Source organism: Cohaesibacter haloalkalitolerans (genome assembly GCF_003574655.1).
Lineage (GTDB): Bacteria > Pseudomonadota > Alphaproteobacteria > Rhizobiales > Cohaesibacteraceae > Cohaesibacter > Cohaesibacter haloalkalitolerans.
Genome location: NZ_QNUM01000009.1, coordinates 42,577 through 56,813, shown reverse-complemented (window position 1 = coordinate 56,813; position 14,237 = coordinate 42,577). Strand labels below are relative to the sequence as shown.

Below are 14,237 nucleotides of genomic sequence, written 5' to 3'. Positions count from 1 at the left end.
CTAATTTCCGAGGCAAAAGAAAATCTAATTTGTACAATTATAAATTGTTGTACTTAGCTTCGCTCGATTTGACAATCCTATCAAAACAGAGCATGATTCAGGGTGAGGCGTCAGAACCTCTTTTGCTAGCGGACACCGCACCCGAAAGTCAGCGGTATTTTTGTGTTCGGAATCCGGAAAATGGCCGGATTGCGTGCGCACTCGCCTATGGGCGGGAGGGCGGTGAATACAATACCCGAAAGGGGAATAAGCCCGCCTGTCTAGCACAGGTTCTGAACCTCCCGCTCACCAGTGGGTCATCAGAAGCTTTCTGGGAGTGGTGTTTAAACGCCATGCTAGAGGCTTTTATGATGACTTGCCATTCCTCAAGGCAGAGGCGCGCTTGCGCTCTGTCTCATTCCCTAGACCAGATAGACCTTGCGCTGGAGGCCGAACGCACGCTGATTGACGCGATGCTGTTCGTTGCCAATGAAACGCCCTTTACGGGCCGCGAAAGCCAGATGCTGCACGGTCTGCTCTACCTCCTCAGCGAACACCAAGCCAAGACCGAACAAGCCGCCTCAGAAGCCCATAGAGCCTTGAGAGAGCAAAGAGCCGCGAGGGCGTCGGCATGAAGAGCTACAACGCGGGGCTTGTGCAGCGGGCCAACCGGATCGGGGTTGTCACCGAGGCGGCGTTTCTGGATGCCTGCCAAGAGGTTTTGGACGCCCGGACACTGGTTGACCTTGGCAGTGTGTTTTCGGCTCACCTGGGCACTGTGAGGCTGTTTGGTGACGATGCCGTGCGGCTGTTCACTGAGGTTCACACATTCAGGAAAGGCGAGCTGGAATGCGCAATGCAGTGATTGTGGTTTCTGTGGTGCTGCTGTGGGGCTTTCTTGCGGCTGTGCTGATCGGCGTTCCTGTTGTGGTGTTCTTCTGCCCTGACGGGCTGCTGAGCGAGCCTGAGTGGGTAACTGGCGTTGTCCGGTTGGTTGGCTACGGTGTCTTTGTGCTCTGGCTGCTTGGCACTGAGGTTTATCTGCGGGTTCATAAGGAGGGCGCACAATGAGTGTGAAGGTTTCTAAATGGGCTTGTCGTTTACCTCAAACCAAAAAGGCCCGCCACAGGGCGAGCCTCATTGTTTCCGAGGTCAAATTCATCACTTGTTCAAGCGTTGAGCATGGCTTGGCTGGCGCTGGCAACAAAGGCAGAGCGGGAAATGCCTCTCGCCTTGGCCTCTTCATCAATGGCGGTCAACAAGCCTGCATCAAACGTGAGATTGGCGCGGACGGTGCGCCCGGTCAGCTCGATGTAGGGAATGGCCACCAGAGTGGCGCCTTCGGCCAGATCGGCTTGAACATCTTCCAGCGCGCGCACTTGCTCCATAGACCAAGGGGCAGGACGCTCGGCGGGATTGTCTTCAAAGAAGAGCTGCAAGGCCTCGCTGGCGTTGCGCGTGGCTTCATCAAAGCTGTCACCTGCGGAGAAGACGCCTTCCAACTGCGGAAAGCTCACTCCATAGGCGCTATCAGGGTCTTTCTCGATCACAGCGATATAGTGGATCATGACGGGTCTCTCTCATGCTGCGGTTTGGTGAGGATGGGTTTAAAGCCATCCTGCCATTTTGGCTATTTTGCGGGCCGTTCCAAGGGGAAGGTCTTTCTTGGGGTGCGGGACAATGACAACCTTGTCTCCCTTCCTCAATTTATGGTGCGAGCCCTTCACCGACATTTCCTCAAACCCTTCGGCCTTGAGCCTCTTTATGATCTCTCGGCTGTTTGTTTCCATCGCGGTTCCCATGGTGGTTTGAAGTGTGGCCCGGTGTTCTTTTATGCGCATTATAATGTGTATTTCAGGGAAATTTGTCAAGGGTTGAGAGCATTATTATGCGCACGCAAGAGCGCGCAAGGGGGTGCTATCATGAAGATGGAATCAACTTCATTGATAAACAGAAAAAGGATTTTGGCATGAGTGCAGAATTGATGACGTGGGTCGGTAAGCAACAGTGTGGCGGTGCTCTTCAGAAGCTGGTGCTTCTGTTGTTGGCAGACAATGGCGGCGGGATTGAGGGGCCAACCTCTTTCAGCATGAGCGAGATCGCAAAATACTGTCAAGAAAGTTCCGAAGCATGCCGTCTTGCCTTGGACGATTTAGAACAGCGCGGGCTAGTTCGCACAGACAGACGTCTTTCGTTTGCGAAGGACGAAGAGGCCATATCTTTCACCTTGATTGCGGAGACTAGGTAGGATGGTAGCTATCAGATTTGAACCTGGTTTGGTCCAAGATAGTGTCGTGAAGATTAGCAAGGAGATTACAGAGGCTTCATCGCTGAGCGTTGAGGCGCTAGGGTTGCTTTGCTATTTAACCCACTACGCTGAAACCGGCCACTTTGAACCTGAAGACCTTCGGGCGGCAATTAATCTCGGACGAGATAAATACAACCGCTTGATGCGTGAATTGTTGACGTCAGGATGGGTGATCCGCCATCAGCCGCGAGATCATTCAACGAAAACCTTTGGCGCGATTGAACTCCATGTTTGCCGAACTTTGAAAGCAAAGGGTGAAGCATGAGCATTCAGGACGTTGGATGGGTACTTGGGCAGAATATTGTTAACACCGGTGCCAAGCTTGTTTTGGTAAGCATTGCCAATCACATTCATAGCAAGATGGACTATGCATTCCCGTCTATCGACAATCTGGCAGAAGAAGCCAGCATGTCTAGGCGGTCAGTGCAGCGTCATATCAAGTGGCTTGAGGATCAGCAGTATCTGATTGTTGAGGCTTCCTATGATGTGACGAGCCGTCAGACTTCGAACCGATACAGGCTAAATTTCAATCGTCCTGAAGAACAGTCTAGGGAGGGTGACAAATTGGCACCCTCCAAGGAAGCCATTGATTTTGTTGAAGGGGGAGGGTGTCAAATTGACACCCCGGGGTGTCAGATTGACACGGAGGAGGGTGACACAGGTGACACCCCCGAGGGTGACACTGCTGTCACCCCTTTAATAGGAATAATAACCGGAATAAATAAAAACCCCTTACCCCAAACGACAGTCAAACGACGCAAGAAGCGCTCTAACGGTACTCCCTTGCCTGCTGAGCAGCAACGGGTGTTTGTCGTGCAGTACTCGCCACAGTGGGAGGCTTGGGTGCGGCACCGTGGCAACACCGTTCCAACGGGCAATTATCGAGATCCCGAAACAGGGCGTTACCTGACCGGATGGTGGTTTGATACTCTCTGGCCGCCCGGTTACGCGGAGGCATCGTAAGGGCTCGGCAGAACAGGGAAAGGGGAAGGGGAAGGGGAAGGGGAAGGGGAAGCGACCATGCCAAAGGCACCAAGCACGTTCAAAGCGCCATGGGCTCCTGTGCGGAGCAAACAGGACAGGGAACGCGACAACGACATGAACCGGCGCAAGCGTCACCCGTGGCGGAACTGGTACAAGCTGGCGGCGTGGAAGCGGATACGGGCGTTGCGGCTGTCGGCTGATCCGCTGTGCGTGATGTGCCTGGCTGAGGGCAATACGATGGCGGCAACCGTGGTTGACCACATCGAGCCGCACCGGGGCAATCGTGAGATGTTCTTCAGCTACGCCAACACGCAAAGTCTATGCGAGACGCATCACAACCGGGACAAGCAGCGGCTGGAAGCCAGCGGCGAAACCCAAAGCCCACCGGCATCGGCCGAGCCGGGGGCCTGCCGCTGAGGGGTGGGGGCGGTCAAATCTCTACACCCCGACAGCGCGCGGACCGGCGGGGTAGTTAGATTTCTACGGTGTAGAAAATTAAAAGAGAAAACCCATTAAGATATTGAACTTAATATGTTTCTATGGCCTTTTAAAGATGGCTATTTTTGCTTTTCTCTCTGTTCTGGGAGCTTTTCAAGCCTTGCACTAATCTCTTCAGCTTGTGCAAACAGAACTCTGTTGTTTTCATTGATTTTGGCACTTTCTTCAGTAGTCATTTCTTTGGATTGTAATTCTTGATGATTGAGCTTTATGGATTCAAAACAGGTTTCAAGATTTCTTAAAAGTATTTTGTCTTCCGTCATTTCATTTCCCCCTAGATGGTGTCTGTCAGACTATAGCACTTTAAAGATGAATGACTGTCGCTTTTCAACCAAATCACAATAAATTCTATCAGACGAGGGCCAGAGGAGTATCTTGCAAGCCCTTTCTTGTTACTGAAACGGCCTGTTCGGTTCTGCTTATCTATAGGGCGGGTAGTTCCGTAGGGAAATTGCGTGGCTAGAGGAAGGAAAGATGGTGTAGATTATGTTGGGCAGCGGCTCCCCAAAAATAGAGATAATTCGAATTAGAACGGGGAGATAGTAACTTAGTATTAGCAAGAATCATGAAATTAACATTTTTCGAAACTAACAATATCTTTTTTAAAACGGGAAACAATATCTTCGGCAATCAAAGCAGCTCGCAACTTATTTTCCTCTCTTAAGTAATTACTTCCGTAAAAGCGCTTGTCGAGATTCTCGAGACAATCGAATTCGAGGTTCTTTTCTGCAGGATACTTATCCAATCCAACAGATGTAATCTCTTTTTGTACCAGCCACACTTGCTGAAGAAAATTCTTGTACCAGGCATGCATATCCGCAAAACGGCTAATAGCTTCGTTTTCAGAGACGGAAGAGCTTTCCATTAGGGTATCTAAATGAAGCCAAAATCGTAGGAATATTGTCATAATCATGTGTTCATTAGTTCTATTCATAATGTCATTTTCGGATATTAGGTCAAAATGTCCTCTAAATGAAATATCATTTTGAAAGGGTACTTTTCTGCATTCATCATGATTCTTAAACGGTCTTTGTTCGTATAACAAAAGCGCGCCTATTAGGTCATATCTATATAAATCACCATCTTCTCCTTCCCAGCTTAACCATTTCGTTGCTATGTCCCAAGATGGAAGAATTACCTGAAGATAATTTATATATGAATAGAAATTATTTGACACATTAGCAAGTATTTCTCTTTTTTCTTGTTTTATTTTGTTTTTTTCACTAATTCTCGCAAAAACAACAGACGCAACCAAAACGATAAACACTGAAGAGAAAACAGAATTTACACTAGAAATTGAGGAAAGTATTGATATAAGCGGCTTTATATCTCCGTTTATACTAAATTTATCAATTTCAAAATATGAAGATAAAAAGTTGACGGAATTTCCGCTAAAAATATACAAAAGTATATTAATGGATAAAGTGGATAGAATTAGAAAAAATATTCCGAAAACCGAGGTGCACAATAAAATGATTATGGATCCAATTGATCCAGAATTTATGCTTTGAATGAATTTTTGAGAAAGCTTCGCAAATAGAGTTTGCATTCAAGCTGTCCTTCATGGCTAAAAGTTTTCACACCTAAATCTGCTATAAATATCATATAAATGGATTTCAACAGAATGTAGCGTATGGATGCCGTCAGGCAATTCGCAACTTGGCAATAGTTCTCGAAAAAATCAACTTATCAACCAAATCAAAACCAATTCCATCATGTGAGGGCTGGCGGGTAACTGCTGGCCCTTTCTTGTGACTGGGAAGGCCTGTTCGGTTCCTTGCACCCATGGGGCCGGGCGGGCTGTATGGAATTGGTATGGCTAGAGGCAGAAAACCTGATTTTGAAAATGTCGTTCGGTTCAAGAACGACGGCGGGATTCCGTTCGAAGAGCAGTGCGAGCAACTGGCGGCGGAGCTGAAGCCGTTTGATTTGACCGAGTATGAGGCGTTGATCTGGGACAGGATTGCGCCACAGTTGGCAGAACAGCAAAGGCTCAAGGCGCATTTTGTCGATACGGTGGCCGAATATTGCCGGGCGCTGATCCGCATGCGGGCGTTGCGCTCGACGTTGCTGGATGAGGGCGAAACCTATGTGGTCGAAGGGCGCAACGGCAAGCAGTACAAATCCCGACCAGAAGTGGCGCAGCTCAACGAGACTTGGCGGCAGTGGCGCAACCTGACTGCAGCGCTTGGCCTGACACCAGTTGATGAACGGGGCCTTGCTGCCGGGCAGGGAGATCTGTTCCCACCTGGTGGCGAAAATCCTTTCGCCGGGATGGGCGCATGAGTGCGCTTGTGATCGACGCTGAGCTATACCCGCGCACTGCCTCGGCCTTCCAGTATGCAGAGGATATCGTCAGCGGGGATCTTCCTTCCTGCCGGTGGGTGCGGCTGGCCTGTGAGAGACACAAGCACGATCTGGAGCAGGCGGCGGGGGATCTCTTCGGCTTTGCCTTCGATCCGGCCAAATCCGAAAAGGTCCTGAAGTTTATCGAGGCGATGCCGCATACAAAGGGCAAGTGGGCAGCACAACGCAAGAGCCTGACGCTTGAGCCGTGGCAGCGCTTTTTTGTGGCGTCCCTGTTCGGTTGGGTCCGCAAACAGGATGGGTTCCGGCGCTACCGCGAAGGGCGGCTCATGGTGCCGCGCAAGAACGGCAAGTCGGCGCTGGCCGCTGGCATTGGCAATTACATGCTGTCTGCCGATGGCGAATATGGTGCGGAGGTCTATTCGGGCGCGACGACGCAGAAGCAGGCCTTCGAGGTGTTCACCCCGGCGCGGCTGATGGCCAAGAATACGCCGCTCTACCGGCGCTCGCTCGGGGTGGAGGTTTCGGCGCAGAAGCTCACAACCCGGACAGGTGGCCGGTTTGAACCGCTGGTCGGCGATCCGGGCGACGGGGCGTCCCCCTCCTGCGGCATCGTTGATGAATATCACGAACACACATCAGACAAGCTTTACGATACTCTCAAAACCGGTATGGGGGCGCGAGACCAGCCGCTTATGCTGGTGATCACCACGGCGGGCGACAACATCGCCGGGCCGTGTTACCTGGCGTTTGATGAGCTGAAAAACGTGCTTGAGGGTGTGATCGAAGACGACGAACTGTTCGGGCTGATCTACACGATTGACGAGGGCGACGACTGGACCGACCCGGCCAACCTGATCAAGGCAAACCCGAATTTCGGGGTGTCGGTCGGCGACGAGTTTTTGCGCTCCGAGCAGCAAAAGGCGATCCGGACGCCACGCAATCAGGCGCGATTCAAGACAAAGCATCTCAATGTCTGGATCTCGGCCAGATCTGCCTATTACAACATGGAAGACTGGCACAAGCAGGCCGACAAAGAGCTTTGCATTCCCGAAGGGGATGACGTGGCGCGGTTCGGCTCGCTCGACCTTTCGGCCAAGCTGGACATTACGGCGCGCGTGGATCTCTGGCGCAAGCCGATCAACGGCAAGCATCATTACTATGTGATCGCGCCGCGCTTCTATCTGCCGGAAAAGACAGCGGAAGACCCGGAGAAAAAGCACTATCTGGAATGGGCCGAGACCGGGGCGCTGACGGTCACCGATGGCAATATCATCGATTATGACGTCATCAAGGACGATATCGAAGAGGATCACGCGGACTTTCCGTTCGAGCGCATCGGCTTTGACCCTTGGGGAGCGGTGCAGCTTTCGCTGCAGATCCAGAATGAATTGAATATCGAGGTGGTCGAGTATCCGCAACGGACCTCGCATCTGTCCGAGCCGATGAAATGGGTCGAGGCGCTTTTGAAAGATGGCCGGTTGCACCACGACGGCAACCCGGTTTTGACCTGGATGATTTCCAACGTCATCGCCAAGCCGGACGCCAATGACAATGTTTTCCCGCGCAAGCCAACGCCAGAAAAGAAGATAGACGGGGCCGTGGCGCTGATCATGGCACTAGGGCTGGCCATGGCCGAAGACCAGAACGAAGACGGTGACATGGATGGCTATTTTGCTTCGCTGTAAATCGCAGGTTTTCGCCACTCTTGGCGCTGTGCCTGCAAGAGATATCAACCAAAAGCGGGCCGGTGTTAGCCTTTGATTTGCCGCTGCGTCGGCCCGCCACACGGAAACGCAGCATGGAAAGCGAAAGTGCATCAATCGGAGGTGCCGCGTGAAATTTTCGGTTCGTACCAAATCAGCACCTATCCGACAGCTCACCATCAGGGAGCCTGACGGCTGGTTGGCTGAAGGAGCATTTTCGGATAGCGGTGAAGCGGTGACCTTTGAAACGGCCATGGCGCTTTCGGCTGTCTGGGCTTGCGTCAATCTGCTGTCCGGCACCATCGGGACATTGCCGCTGTCGCTCTATCGCAAGACCGGCGACAACCGGACAGAGGCCACAGGCCACCCGCTCTATTCGGTGCTGCATGACAGCCCGAACTATATCCAGACGGCAGTTGACTTCTGGGAATTCGTGGCCGCATCGCTGGAACTGAAAGGCAATGCCTTTGCGCAGAAGATCAGGACGGGCGGGCGCATTGTCTCGCTTGAGCCAATTCATGTGCCGGTTTCTGTCACCAAGAACACGGATGGCAGTTTGCGCTATCGCTGGACGGAAGATGGCAAGAGCCATGATCTACCAGAAACAGAAGTCCTTCATATTCGCGGCTTTGGCGGCAATGCGCTTGGCGGTTTCTCGACCCTGCATTTTGCCCGCCATTCCTTCGGCATTGCGCGGGCGGTCGACAGATCGGCGGGCGCGACGTTCAAAAACGGCTTGCGCCCGAGTGGCACGCTGACCTTTGAAAAGTTTCTGACCGATGACCAGCGGGCCAAGGCCAACGAGATCCTGACCGAGAAATTTCTCGGTGCGGTGAATACTGGCCGTCCGCTGATCCTTGAGGGTGGGACCAAATGGCAATCCCTTTCGCTCAACCCTGAAGACGCGCAGATGCTGGAAAGCCGCAAATTCTCGGTCGAAGAGATTTGCCGCTTTTTCGGTGTGCCGCCTCACATGATCGGCCACACAGAGAAGACCACGTCTTTCGGCACCGGCCTTGAGCAACAGACCCTCAGTTTCATCAAATTCACCTTACGGCGGCGCTTGAAGCGCATCGAGCAGGCCTTGATTAAGCAGCTTCTGTCTGCGGCTGACCGGGCAGCGGGAATCTATGTCGAATTCAATCTTGAGGGGCTTTTGCGCGGTGACAGCCAAGGGCGCGCAACCTTCTACCAATCCGGCCTGTCCAACGGCTGGCTGACCATCAACGAAGTGCGGCGGCGCGAAAACCTGCCCCCTGTAGCGGGTGGCGATGTGCCGCGCATGCAAATGCAGAATGTGCCGATCACGGAGGCAGGCAATGCAAATTGACACAAAGGTTACATCTCCCGTTTTGCAAATCAAAGCGCTCACGGAAAAGGGCGAGTTTGAAGGATACGCCAGCACCTTCGGCGGTGAGCCTGACGATTATGGCGATATCATTGCGCCGGGGGCCTATGCAGAAAGCCTTGCTGACCATGCCGCAAACAAGACCATGCCGAAGTTGTTCTGGCAGCATAACCGCGACCAGCCGATTGGCCGTTGGCTTGAGCTGAAGGAAGACGACAAGGGCCTGTACGGTGTCGGCAAGCTCAATATGGGTGTTCAGTGCGCAAGGGAAGCGCATGAGCTTTTGAAAGAGGGCGACATCGACGGCCTGTCGATTGGATACCGCATCAAGGCATATTCGGTCGATACCGAAACCGGCGTCTGGACGCTGGAAAAGCTCGACCTGCGCGAAATCTCGGTTGTCTCGATTGGGGCCAACCCGGACGCGCTGATTGGCAGCGTCAAGGCGCTCAAACAATCTCACGATTTGACAGAACGGCTCAAGGCTGGGGACCAGCTGCAGGAGCGCGAGTTTGAATTGTGGCTCAAGGGATTGGGCTTTTCAAACTCACAGGCGGAGCGTGCCGTGCGTCTTCACCTGAAAGGGCAGGCGGGGCCTGCCACAGCGGACAATGAACGGGCCTTCTTGCAGGCTCTGTTGAGTTAATTCAGCACGCACAGGAGAAAATCTTATGGCTGAACCAAAATCCCCTGAAGACCTGGCCAAAGAAGTCAAAGCCGGTTTTGACACTGCAATCGACAAGGTCAAGGAAGTGGCCGAAGAGGCGCTTGGCAAGGCAGCCAAGGGCGAGAAACTGACCGCGACCATCAAGGAAACGGCAGACGAAGCCCTACTCAAAATGAACGAGCTGAAAGGCCAGTTTAGCGAATTTGAACAGAAGATGGCGCGGATCGGCACCGGTCACGATGAACCGGCCAAGAGCATCGGTGAACAGTTTACCGAAAGCGAACAGGTCAAGGCATGGATCGGTGACAGCCCGACCAAGGGCAAGGCAGACCTGAAGATCAAGGCCACGATTACCACGTCAACGGCTGACGCTGCCGGTTCGGTTGGGGCTGCCATTGCACCGCAACGCATGCCGGGCATTCAGGAACTGCCACAGCGCCGCATGACCGTGCGCGACCTGCTGTCGCCGGGCGACATGACCTCGCCAAGCCTTGAGTATGTGCAGGAAACCGGCTTCACCAACAACGCGGCACCGGTGGCCGAAGGAGCGGCAAAACCGTCTTCCGACATTCAGCTTGATCTGGTGACCACAAGCGCCAAGGTCATTGCCCACTGGTTCAAGGCATCGCGCCAGTCGCTCGACGATGTATCGCAGTTGCGTTCGCTGATCGACAATCGCCTGCTGTATGGCCTCGCCTTTCAGGAAGAGCTGCAGCTTTTGAGCGGCGACGGCACCGGCCAGAACCTGCATGGCCTCATCCCGCAGGCCACGGCCTATGTGGCGCCATTTGCGCCAGTAGATGGCACCAACATTGACGCCTTGCGCCTTGCCATGCTGCAGGCGGTATTGGCCGAATATCCGGCAACCGGTCATGTGCTCAACCCGATTGACTGGGCGCGCATCGAGCTGACCAAGGACGCGCAGGGCAAATACATCATTGGCCAGCCGCAGGGTTCCCTGACCCCGACCCTTTGGAATCTGCCAGTGGTGCAGACGCAGGCCATGGCCGTCGACAAGTTCCTGACCGGTGCATTCAAGCTCGGCGCACAGGTCTTTGACCTCTGGCAGGCCCGGGTTGAGGTCGGCTTCGAGAATGACGACTTCACCAAAAACCTTGTCACCATCTTGGGTGAAGAGCGCCTGGCGCTGGCTGTCTATCGCCCGGAAGCCTTCATCTACGGCGACTTTGGCAATGTTGCCTAATCGCTTCTGATCAAAGGGAGGGGCGGGGGATCTGCCCCTCTTTCATCACACAACGAGGAACGAACATGGCAAAGCGAGAATTCAAGGTGTTACGCCCGCATCTGGGCGACAAAATGTATGACAAGGGCGACACCCGCGTGGCTGAAGAGGCGCAGGTGCGTCACCTGATCAAGGCCGGGGTGTTGTCTGAGGCAATCACGGAAGAAGCCAAGGCCAAAGAGGCCGCAGACAAGGCCGCAGCCGATGCCAAAGCTAATAGTGTGCCCGACACCAAGGCTCCATTGCTTGCGACGTTGACCGGTGAAGCGCCAAAGGCTGACGCAGATGCGAAGACCGGCAAGGCTGAAAGCGGGGCCGCGAAATGAAATTCGAGCCATACCAGATAACGGCACCGGCCAGCCTTCCGGTCACGCTGGAAGAAATCAAGACGCATTGCCGCGTTGATGATGGAACAGACGATGACTATTTGACCGGACTTGTCGAAGCCGCTGTCAGTTATCTGGATGGCTATGGCGGCATTCTGGGCAAGTGCCTGATGGTGCAGGAATGGGCGCAGGAATTTGAATGGTGGGGCGACTTCCCGCTTTGTCTCGGGCCGGTCATCGACCTGACCTCGATCTCCTATTTCGATGCGGACGGGGAAAGCCAGGTGGTCGACCTTTCGACCGTGCGCATCGAGCGGCGCGTCCTCGGCACCTTTGCTTGTCTCAAGGTAGGGGCGAGCTGGCCGGACGCTGACCCGGACGCGGGGCCGATCACTGTCACCTGGCGGGCAGGCCATGAAAGCGCGGCTGTGGTTCCTGCCGGGATCCGCCATGCAATCAAACTGCTTGTCGGCCACTGGTTTGAAAACCGTGAGGCTGTGTTGGTCGGTGTTGCTGCCAATCAGGTGCCGATTGCTGTCGATGCACTTCTGGCACCACACAGAAAGGTCTTGTGATGGCCAATGTTCGGGTGGCGCTGAAAATCAAATATCCCTGGTGGTGGCGGCTCTACATGGCTGGAGCCATGTTCTTTGAAGCCACGATTGGCGGGATCGATCCGGATGTCGCGGCCAATTTCATCGCACGGCATACCAAGTTTGAACTGGAAGAAATCAAAGGGGGCCATGATGCAGGCGGGCAAGCTTAACAAGCGGGTGACGTTTCAGGCTCCCATGCATACCGACACGGCAAGCGGCGGGCAGACTGAACTGTGGGGCAATGACCTGACCGTCTGGGGCGGGTTCCGTCCAGATCGGGCGGGCGAGAAGGACGGCGGCGGGCGGTTTGAAGCAAGCGTTACCGGTGTGCTGCGGGTGCGTGGATCGAGCGCAACCATGGCCATTGGCGAAGACTGGCGGGTGCTGATTGATGGCCAGATTTACAGCATCGGCGGCATCATCAACCCGGACCAGCGCGGGCGGGAATTGCAGATCACGGTAACCCGAGGGGAGTTGATCTGATGGCCAAAGTCAAATGGATCGGCAAAGAGCGCGCCTTCCGTCAACTCAAGCGGGTTGTGCCTGCGGTCGAGGATGACCTGAAAGATGCACTTGAAATGGGGGCTGTCGAGGTTGCCGATCTGGCGCGTCTATTTGCGCCCAAACGGACGGGAAAATATGCCCGAACCATTACAGCAAAAGAGCGCGCCACCGCAAACGGCCTGCCATCGTGGGGCGTATTTGCAAGCTATATCTGGCGATTTATCGAATTCGGCACCAAATCCGGGCGCTATCTTGCCCGAGTCGGTATGCGCAAAAGCGATGTCAAACAGCACAAGACACTCGGGCGGCGGAGCTATCGCACACATCCGGGCAATCCTGCGCAACCGCATCTCTGGCCAGCCTATCGGGTGGTCAAGCGCCGGATGATGTCGCGGATTACGCGCAGCATCAACAAGGCCATCAAACGGGCCGGATAGGGGGAACCATGGCGCTCGACTTTACCAAGGCGCAAGAGATGCTGGTCAGCACCCTGAAGGCTGCAGCGATCTGTGACGGGCGGATTTATGACTTTCTGCCGGAAAGTCCGTCAAAGGCCAATCCGGGGCATGTCGGGCAGGTTTATCCCTTTTGCATTCTGGGCAGCTATGCCGGGGATGAAAATGACGTGGGCAACCAGCTTGGCGAAGTGGTTTTCCAGATGCTGGAGGTTCACAGCCGCGACAGGGGCAAGGCGGAAGCCATGGCGATTGCCGCCAAGATCCGGGCGGCGCTGCACAAACAGCTTTTCACGCTGGCCGATGGGGCGAGCATGCGCGTTATCTGGCGCGGGGAAGATATCAACGGACCTGAAAACCGGGTCTATTTTTGCGACATGCGTTTTGAAATCAAACTCTATGAGGCTTGCACATGACAAAGCATCTTGGCCAAGAGCTGTATATTCAGGTTGAAGACCCGGAGAATGTCGGCACCTATGTCGACTTTTGCGGGATCACGTCAACGGACTTTTCCATGGGGCCGGAAATGGTCGACCGGGTCGTACCTGAATGCGACGGCGACCGGACAAAGCCCGCCAGCGTCACAAAGCGGGCTGGCAATATCGATCTGAGCTTTTCCGGCTCCGGTATCGCCGAACTGAACACCCGCACCAAAGCCATTTTTGACGCGGCGCGCACCGGGGTCACCCTCAAGTTCAAGGTCATTGTGCCAGCCTATGGCAGCTTTACCGGACCGGCCTATGTAAAAATTACCTTTACCGGCAACACCAATGAAGACCTTGCAATCTCGGCTGAGTTCGGTTGGGAGAGCGTGCCAGCCTTCGCGGTTGCGGCTTAAGGGGTGGACCATGCAAGTCAATGAACTGACCGGGGAAGTCTCGGTCACACTTGATGGCAAGGGCTTTGTGCTGCATGCGACCTTGCCACGGGTGGCCGCTCTGATGGCTGAGCTGCAAATCACCGGGCTAAGGCAGTTGCATTTCATGGCGGCGGTGCATGACCCGCGTCTGACCTATTCGGGGCTCAAGTGTCTTTGTGCCTCGGGCAACAGCGCCGCTGCTGATGGCATGCTGTTTGGCAAGGTCTCGGAAGAGGCCGAAGGCGCTGTCATTGCGGCTTTGGCGGCGGGCATGCCGGAAAAGAGCCGACAGCCGGGAAAGCCACAGCAGCCGGGGGAGACGGAAGCGACCGCATCCCCTGGCGACGCATAAGGCAGATTGCCTTTGCCTTCCTTGGCTGGGGGCCGTGCGACTTCAGTCAGGCAACCTTGCGCGATTATATCGACGCAATTGCAGGCTTCAACGAGCGATATGGAG

Annotated in this window: 23 protein-coding genes; 19 read left to right on the top strand and 4 right to left on the bottom strand. The window is 54.4% G+C overall.

The features are described from left to right. Nucleotides 1-610 precede the first annotated feature (610 nt). A complete protein-coding gene (locus tag DSL70_RS19500; RefSeq protein WP_119309655.1) occupies nucleotides 611-844 on the top strand; it encodes a hypothetical protein in 234 nt (77 codons plus the stop codon). Next, nucleotides 829-1,050, top strand: coding sequence for a hypothetical protein (locus tag DSL70_RS19495; protein ID WP_119309654.1), 222 nt, complete (start codon nucleotides 829-831; stop codon nucleotides 1,048-1,050). Before DSL70_RS19500 ends, DSL70_RS19495 begins: the two co-directional genes overlap by 16 nt. Before the next feature lie 98 nt (nucleotides 1,051-1,148). Here the strand turns inward: DSL70_RS19495 and DSL70_RS19490 are convergent, their stop codons facing one another. Together DSL70_RS19490 and DSL70_RS19485 are read right to left on the bottom strand one after the other, a co-directional pair. Further along, nucleotides 1,149-1,547, bottom strand: a complete 399-nt coding sequence (locus DSL70_RS19490) for a type II toxin-antitoxin system HicB family antitoxin (protein ID WP_119309653.1) — start codon at nucleotides 1,545-1,547, stop codon at nucleotides 1,149-1,151. A gap of 39 nt (nucleotides 1,548-1,586) precedes the next feature. Continuing rightward, on the bottom strand, nucleotides 1,587-1,769 hold the full coding sequence (locus DSL70_RS19485; RefSeq protein ID WP_119309729.1) for a type II toxin-antitoxin system HicA family toxin: 183 nt from the start codon (nucleotides 1,767-1,769) through the stop codon (nucleotides 1,587-1,589). 98 nt (nucleotides 1,770-1,867) lie between these two features. Between DSL70_RS19485 and DSL70_RS19480 the strand changes: the two genes are divergently transcribed. From DSL70_RS19480 to DSL70_RS22345, 4 genes are read left to right on the top strand one after another with little or no spacing between them, the layout of a single operon-like run. Next, entirely contained in the window at nucleotides 1,868-2,227 is a 360-nt protein-coding gene (locus DSL70_RS19480) for a hypothetical protein (protein ID WP_119309652.1), read from the top strand. A gap of 1 nt (nucleotide 2,228) precedes the next feature. After that, nucleotides 2,229-2,552 (top strand): hypothetical protein, encoded by a 324-nt coding sequence (locus tag DSL70_RS19475; RefSeq protein WP_119309651.1) that lies wholly within the window; start codon nucleotides 2,229-2,231, stop codon nucleotides 2,550-2,552. Beyond that, nucleotides 2,549-3,250 (top strand): helix-turn-helix domain-containing protein, encoded by a 702-nt coding sequence (locus DSL70_RS19470; RefSeq protein ID WP_119309650.1) that lies wholly within the window; start codon nucleotides 2,549-2,551, stop codon nucleotides 3,248-3,250. Before DSL70_RS19475 ends, DSL70_RS19470 begins: the two co-directional genes overlap by 4 nt. 57 nt (nucleotides 3,251-3,307) lie before the next feature. Further along, on the top strand, nucleotides 3,308-3,688 hold the full coding sequence (locus tag DSL70_RS22345) for an HNH endonuclease (RefSeq protein WP_162916924.1): 381 nt from the start codon (nucleotides 3,308-3,310) through the stop codon (nucleotides 3,686-3,688). 140 nt (nucleotides 3,689-3,828) lie between these two features. On the opposite strand, the gene DSL70_RS19460 is transcribed toward DSL70_RS22345, so the two are convergent. Both DSL70_RS19460 and DSL70_RS22340 read right to left on the bottom strand, forming a co-directional pair. After that, nucleotides 3,829-4,032, bottom strand: a complete 204-nt coding sequence (locus DSL70_RS19460) for a hypothetical protein (RefSeq protein WP_119309648.1) — start codon at nucleotides 4,030-4,032, stop codon at nucleotides 3,829-3,831. Nucleotides 4,033-4,340: 308 nt separating this feature from the next. After that, nucleotides 4,341-5,318, bottom strand: coding sequence for a hypothetical protein (locus tag DSL70_RS22340; RefSeq protein ID WP_162916923.1), 978 nt, complete (start codon nucleotides 5,316-5,318; stop codon nucleotides 4,341-4,343). Between the two features lie 266 nt (nucleotides 5,319-5,584). Between DSL70_RS22340 and DSL70_RS19445 the strand changes: the two genes are divergently transcribed. The 13 genes from DSL70_RS19445 (at nucleotide 5,585) to DSL70_RS19390 (ending at nucleotide 14,132) form a co-directional block, all read left to right on the top strand. Further along, the gene (locus DSL70_RS19445) at nucleotides 5,585-6,055 is read left to right on the top strand and encodes a P27 family phage terminase small subunit (protein ID WP_119309728.1); all 471 of its coding nucleotides are present in this window, start codon (nucleotides 5,585-5,587) and stop codon (nucleotides 6,053-6,055) included. Next, complete coding sequence (locus DSL70_RS19440; protein ID WP_119309645.1) at nucleotides 6,052-7,764, top strand: terminase large subunit; 1,713 nt, start codon at nucleotides 6,052-6,054, stop codon at nucleotides 7,762-7,764. Before DSL70_RS19445 ends, DSL70_RS19440 begins: the two co-directional genes overlap by 4 nt. A 148-nt stretch (nucleotides 7,765-7,912) precedes the next feature. Next, nucleotides 7,913-9,112 (top strand): phage portal protein, encoded by a 1,200-nt coding sequence (locus DSL70_RS19435; RefSeq protein WP_245418293.1) that lies wholly within the window; start codon nucleotides 7,913-7,915, stop codon nucleotides 9,110-9,112. Beyond that, on the top strand, nucleotides 9,102-9,776 hold the full coding sequence (locus DSL70_RS19430; RefSeq protein WP_245418292.1) for an HK97 family phage prohead protease: 675 nt from the start codon (nucleotides 9,102-9,104) through the stop codon (nucleotides 9,774-9,776). Before DSL70_RS19435 ends, DSL70_RS19430 begins: the two co-directional genes overlap by 11 nt. Nucleotides 9,777-9,801: 25 nt before the next feature. Continuing rightward, nucleotides 9,802-11,001: a phage major capsid protein gene (locus DSL70_RS19425; RefSeq protein WP_119309644.1), complete on the top strand. Its 1,200-nt coding sequence runs from the start codon at nucleotides 9,802-9,804 to the stop codon at nucleotides 10,999-11,001. Nucleotides 11,002-11,066: 65 nt separating this feature from the next. Continuing rightward, nucleotides 11,067-11,366 (top strand): hypothetical protein, encoded by a 300-nt coding sequence (locus DSL70_RS19420; RefSeq protein WP_119309643.1) that lies wholly within the window; start codon nucleotides 11,067-11,069, stop codon nucleotides 11,364-11,366. Continuing rightward, complete coding sequence (locus DSL70_RS19415; protein WP_119309642.1) at nucleotides 11,363-11,941, top strand: head-tail connector protein; 579 nt, start codon at nucleotides 11,363-11,365, stop codon at nucleotides 11,939-11,941. The genes DSL70_RS19420 and DSL70_RS19415 overlap by 4 nt, the downstream gene beginning before the upstream one ends. Next, complete coding sequence (locus DSL70_RS22335) at nucleotides 11,941-12,132, top strand: hypothetical protein (protein ID WP_162916922.1); 192 nt, start codon at nucleotides 11,941-11,943, stop codon at nucleotides 12,130-12,132. Before DSL70_RS19415 ends, DSL70_RS22335 begins: the two co-directional genes overlap by 1 nt. Beyond that, on the top strand, nucleotides 12,110-12,445 hold the full coding sequence (locus tag DSL70_RS19410) for a phage head closure protein (protein WP_162916920.1): 336 nt from the start codon (nucleotides 12,110-12,112) through the stop codon (nucleotides 12,443-12,445). Before DSL70_RS22335 ends, DSL70_RS19410 begins: the two co-directional genes overlap by 23 nt. After that, nucleotides 12,445-12,903, top strand: coding sequence for an HK97 gp10 family phage protein (locus tag DSL70_RS19405; RefSeq protein WP_119309640.1), 459 nt, complete (start codon nucleotides 12,445-12,447; stop codon nucleotides 12,901-12,903). Before DSL70_RS19410 ends, DSL70_RS19405 begins: the two co-directional genes overlap by 1 nt. Nucleotides 12,904-12,911: 8 nt before the next feature. After that, nucleotides 12,912-13,337 carry a DUF3168 domain-containing protein gene (locus DSL70_RS19400; protein ID WP_119309639.1) on the top strand — a complete coding sequence of 142 codons (426 nt, stop codon included), beginning with the start codon at nucleotides 12,912-12,914 and terminating at the stop codon, nucleotides 13,335-13,337. Next, nucleotides 13,334-13,759 (top strand): phage tail tube protein, encoded by a 426-nt coding sequence (locus DSL70_RS19395; protein ID WP_119309638.1) that lies wholly within the window; start codon nucleotides 13,334-13,336, stop codon nucleotides 13,757-13,759. The genes DSL70_RS19400 and DSL70_RS19395 overlap by 4 nt, the downstream gene beginning before the upstream one ends. Nucleotides 13,760-13,769: 10 nt before the next feature. Beyond that, nucleotides 13,770-14,132 carry a hypothetical protein gene (locus DSL70_RS19390; protein WP_119309637.1) on the top strand — a complete coding sequence of 121 codons (363 nt, stop codon included), beginning with the start codon at nucleotides 13,770-13,772 and terminating at the stop codon, nucleotides 14,130-14,132. Nucleotides 14,133-14,237: the final 105 nt, after the last annotated feature.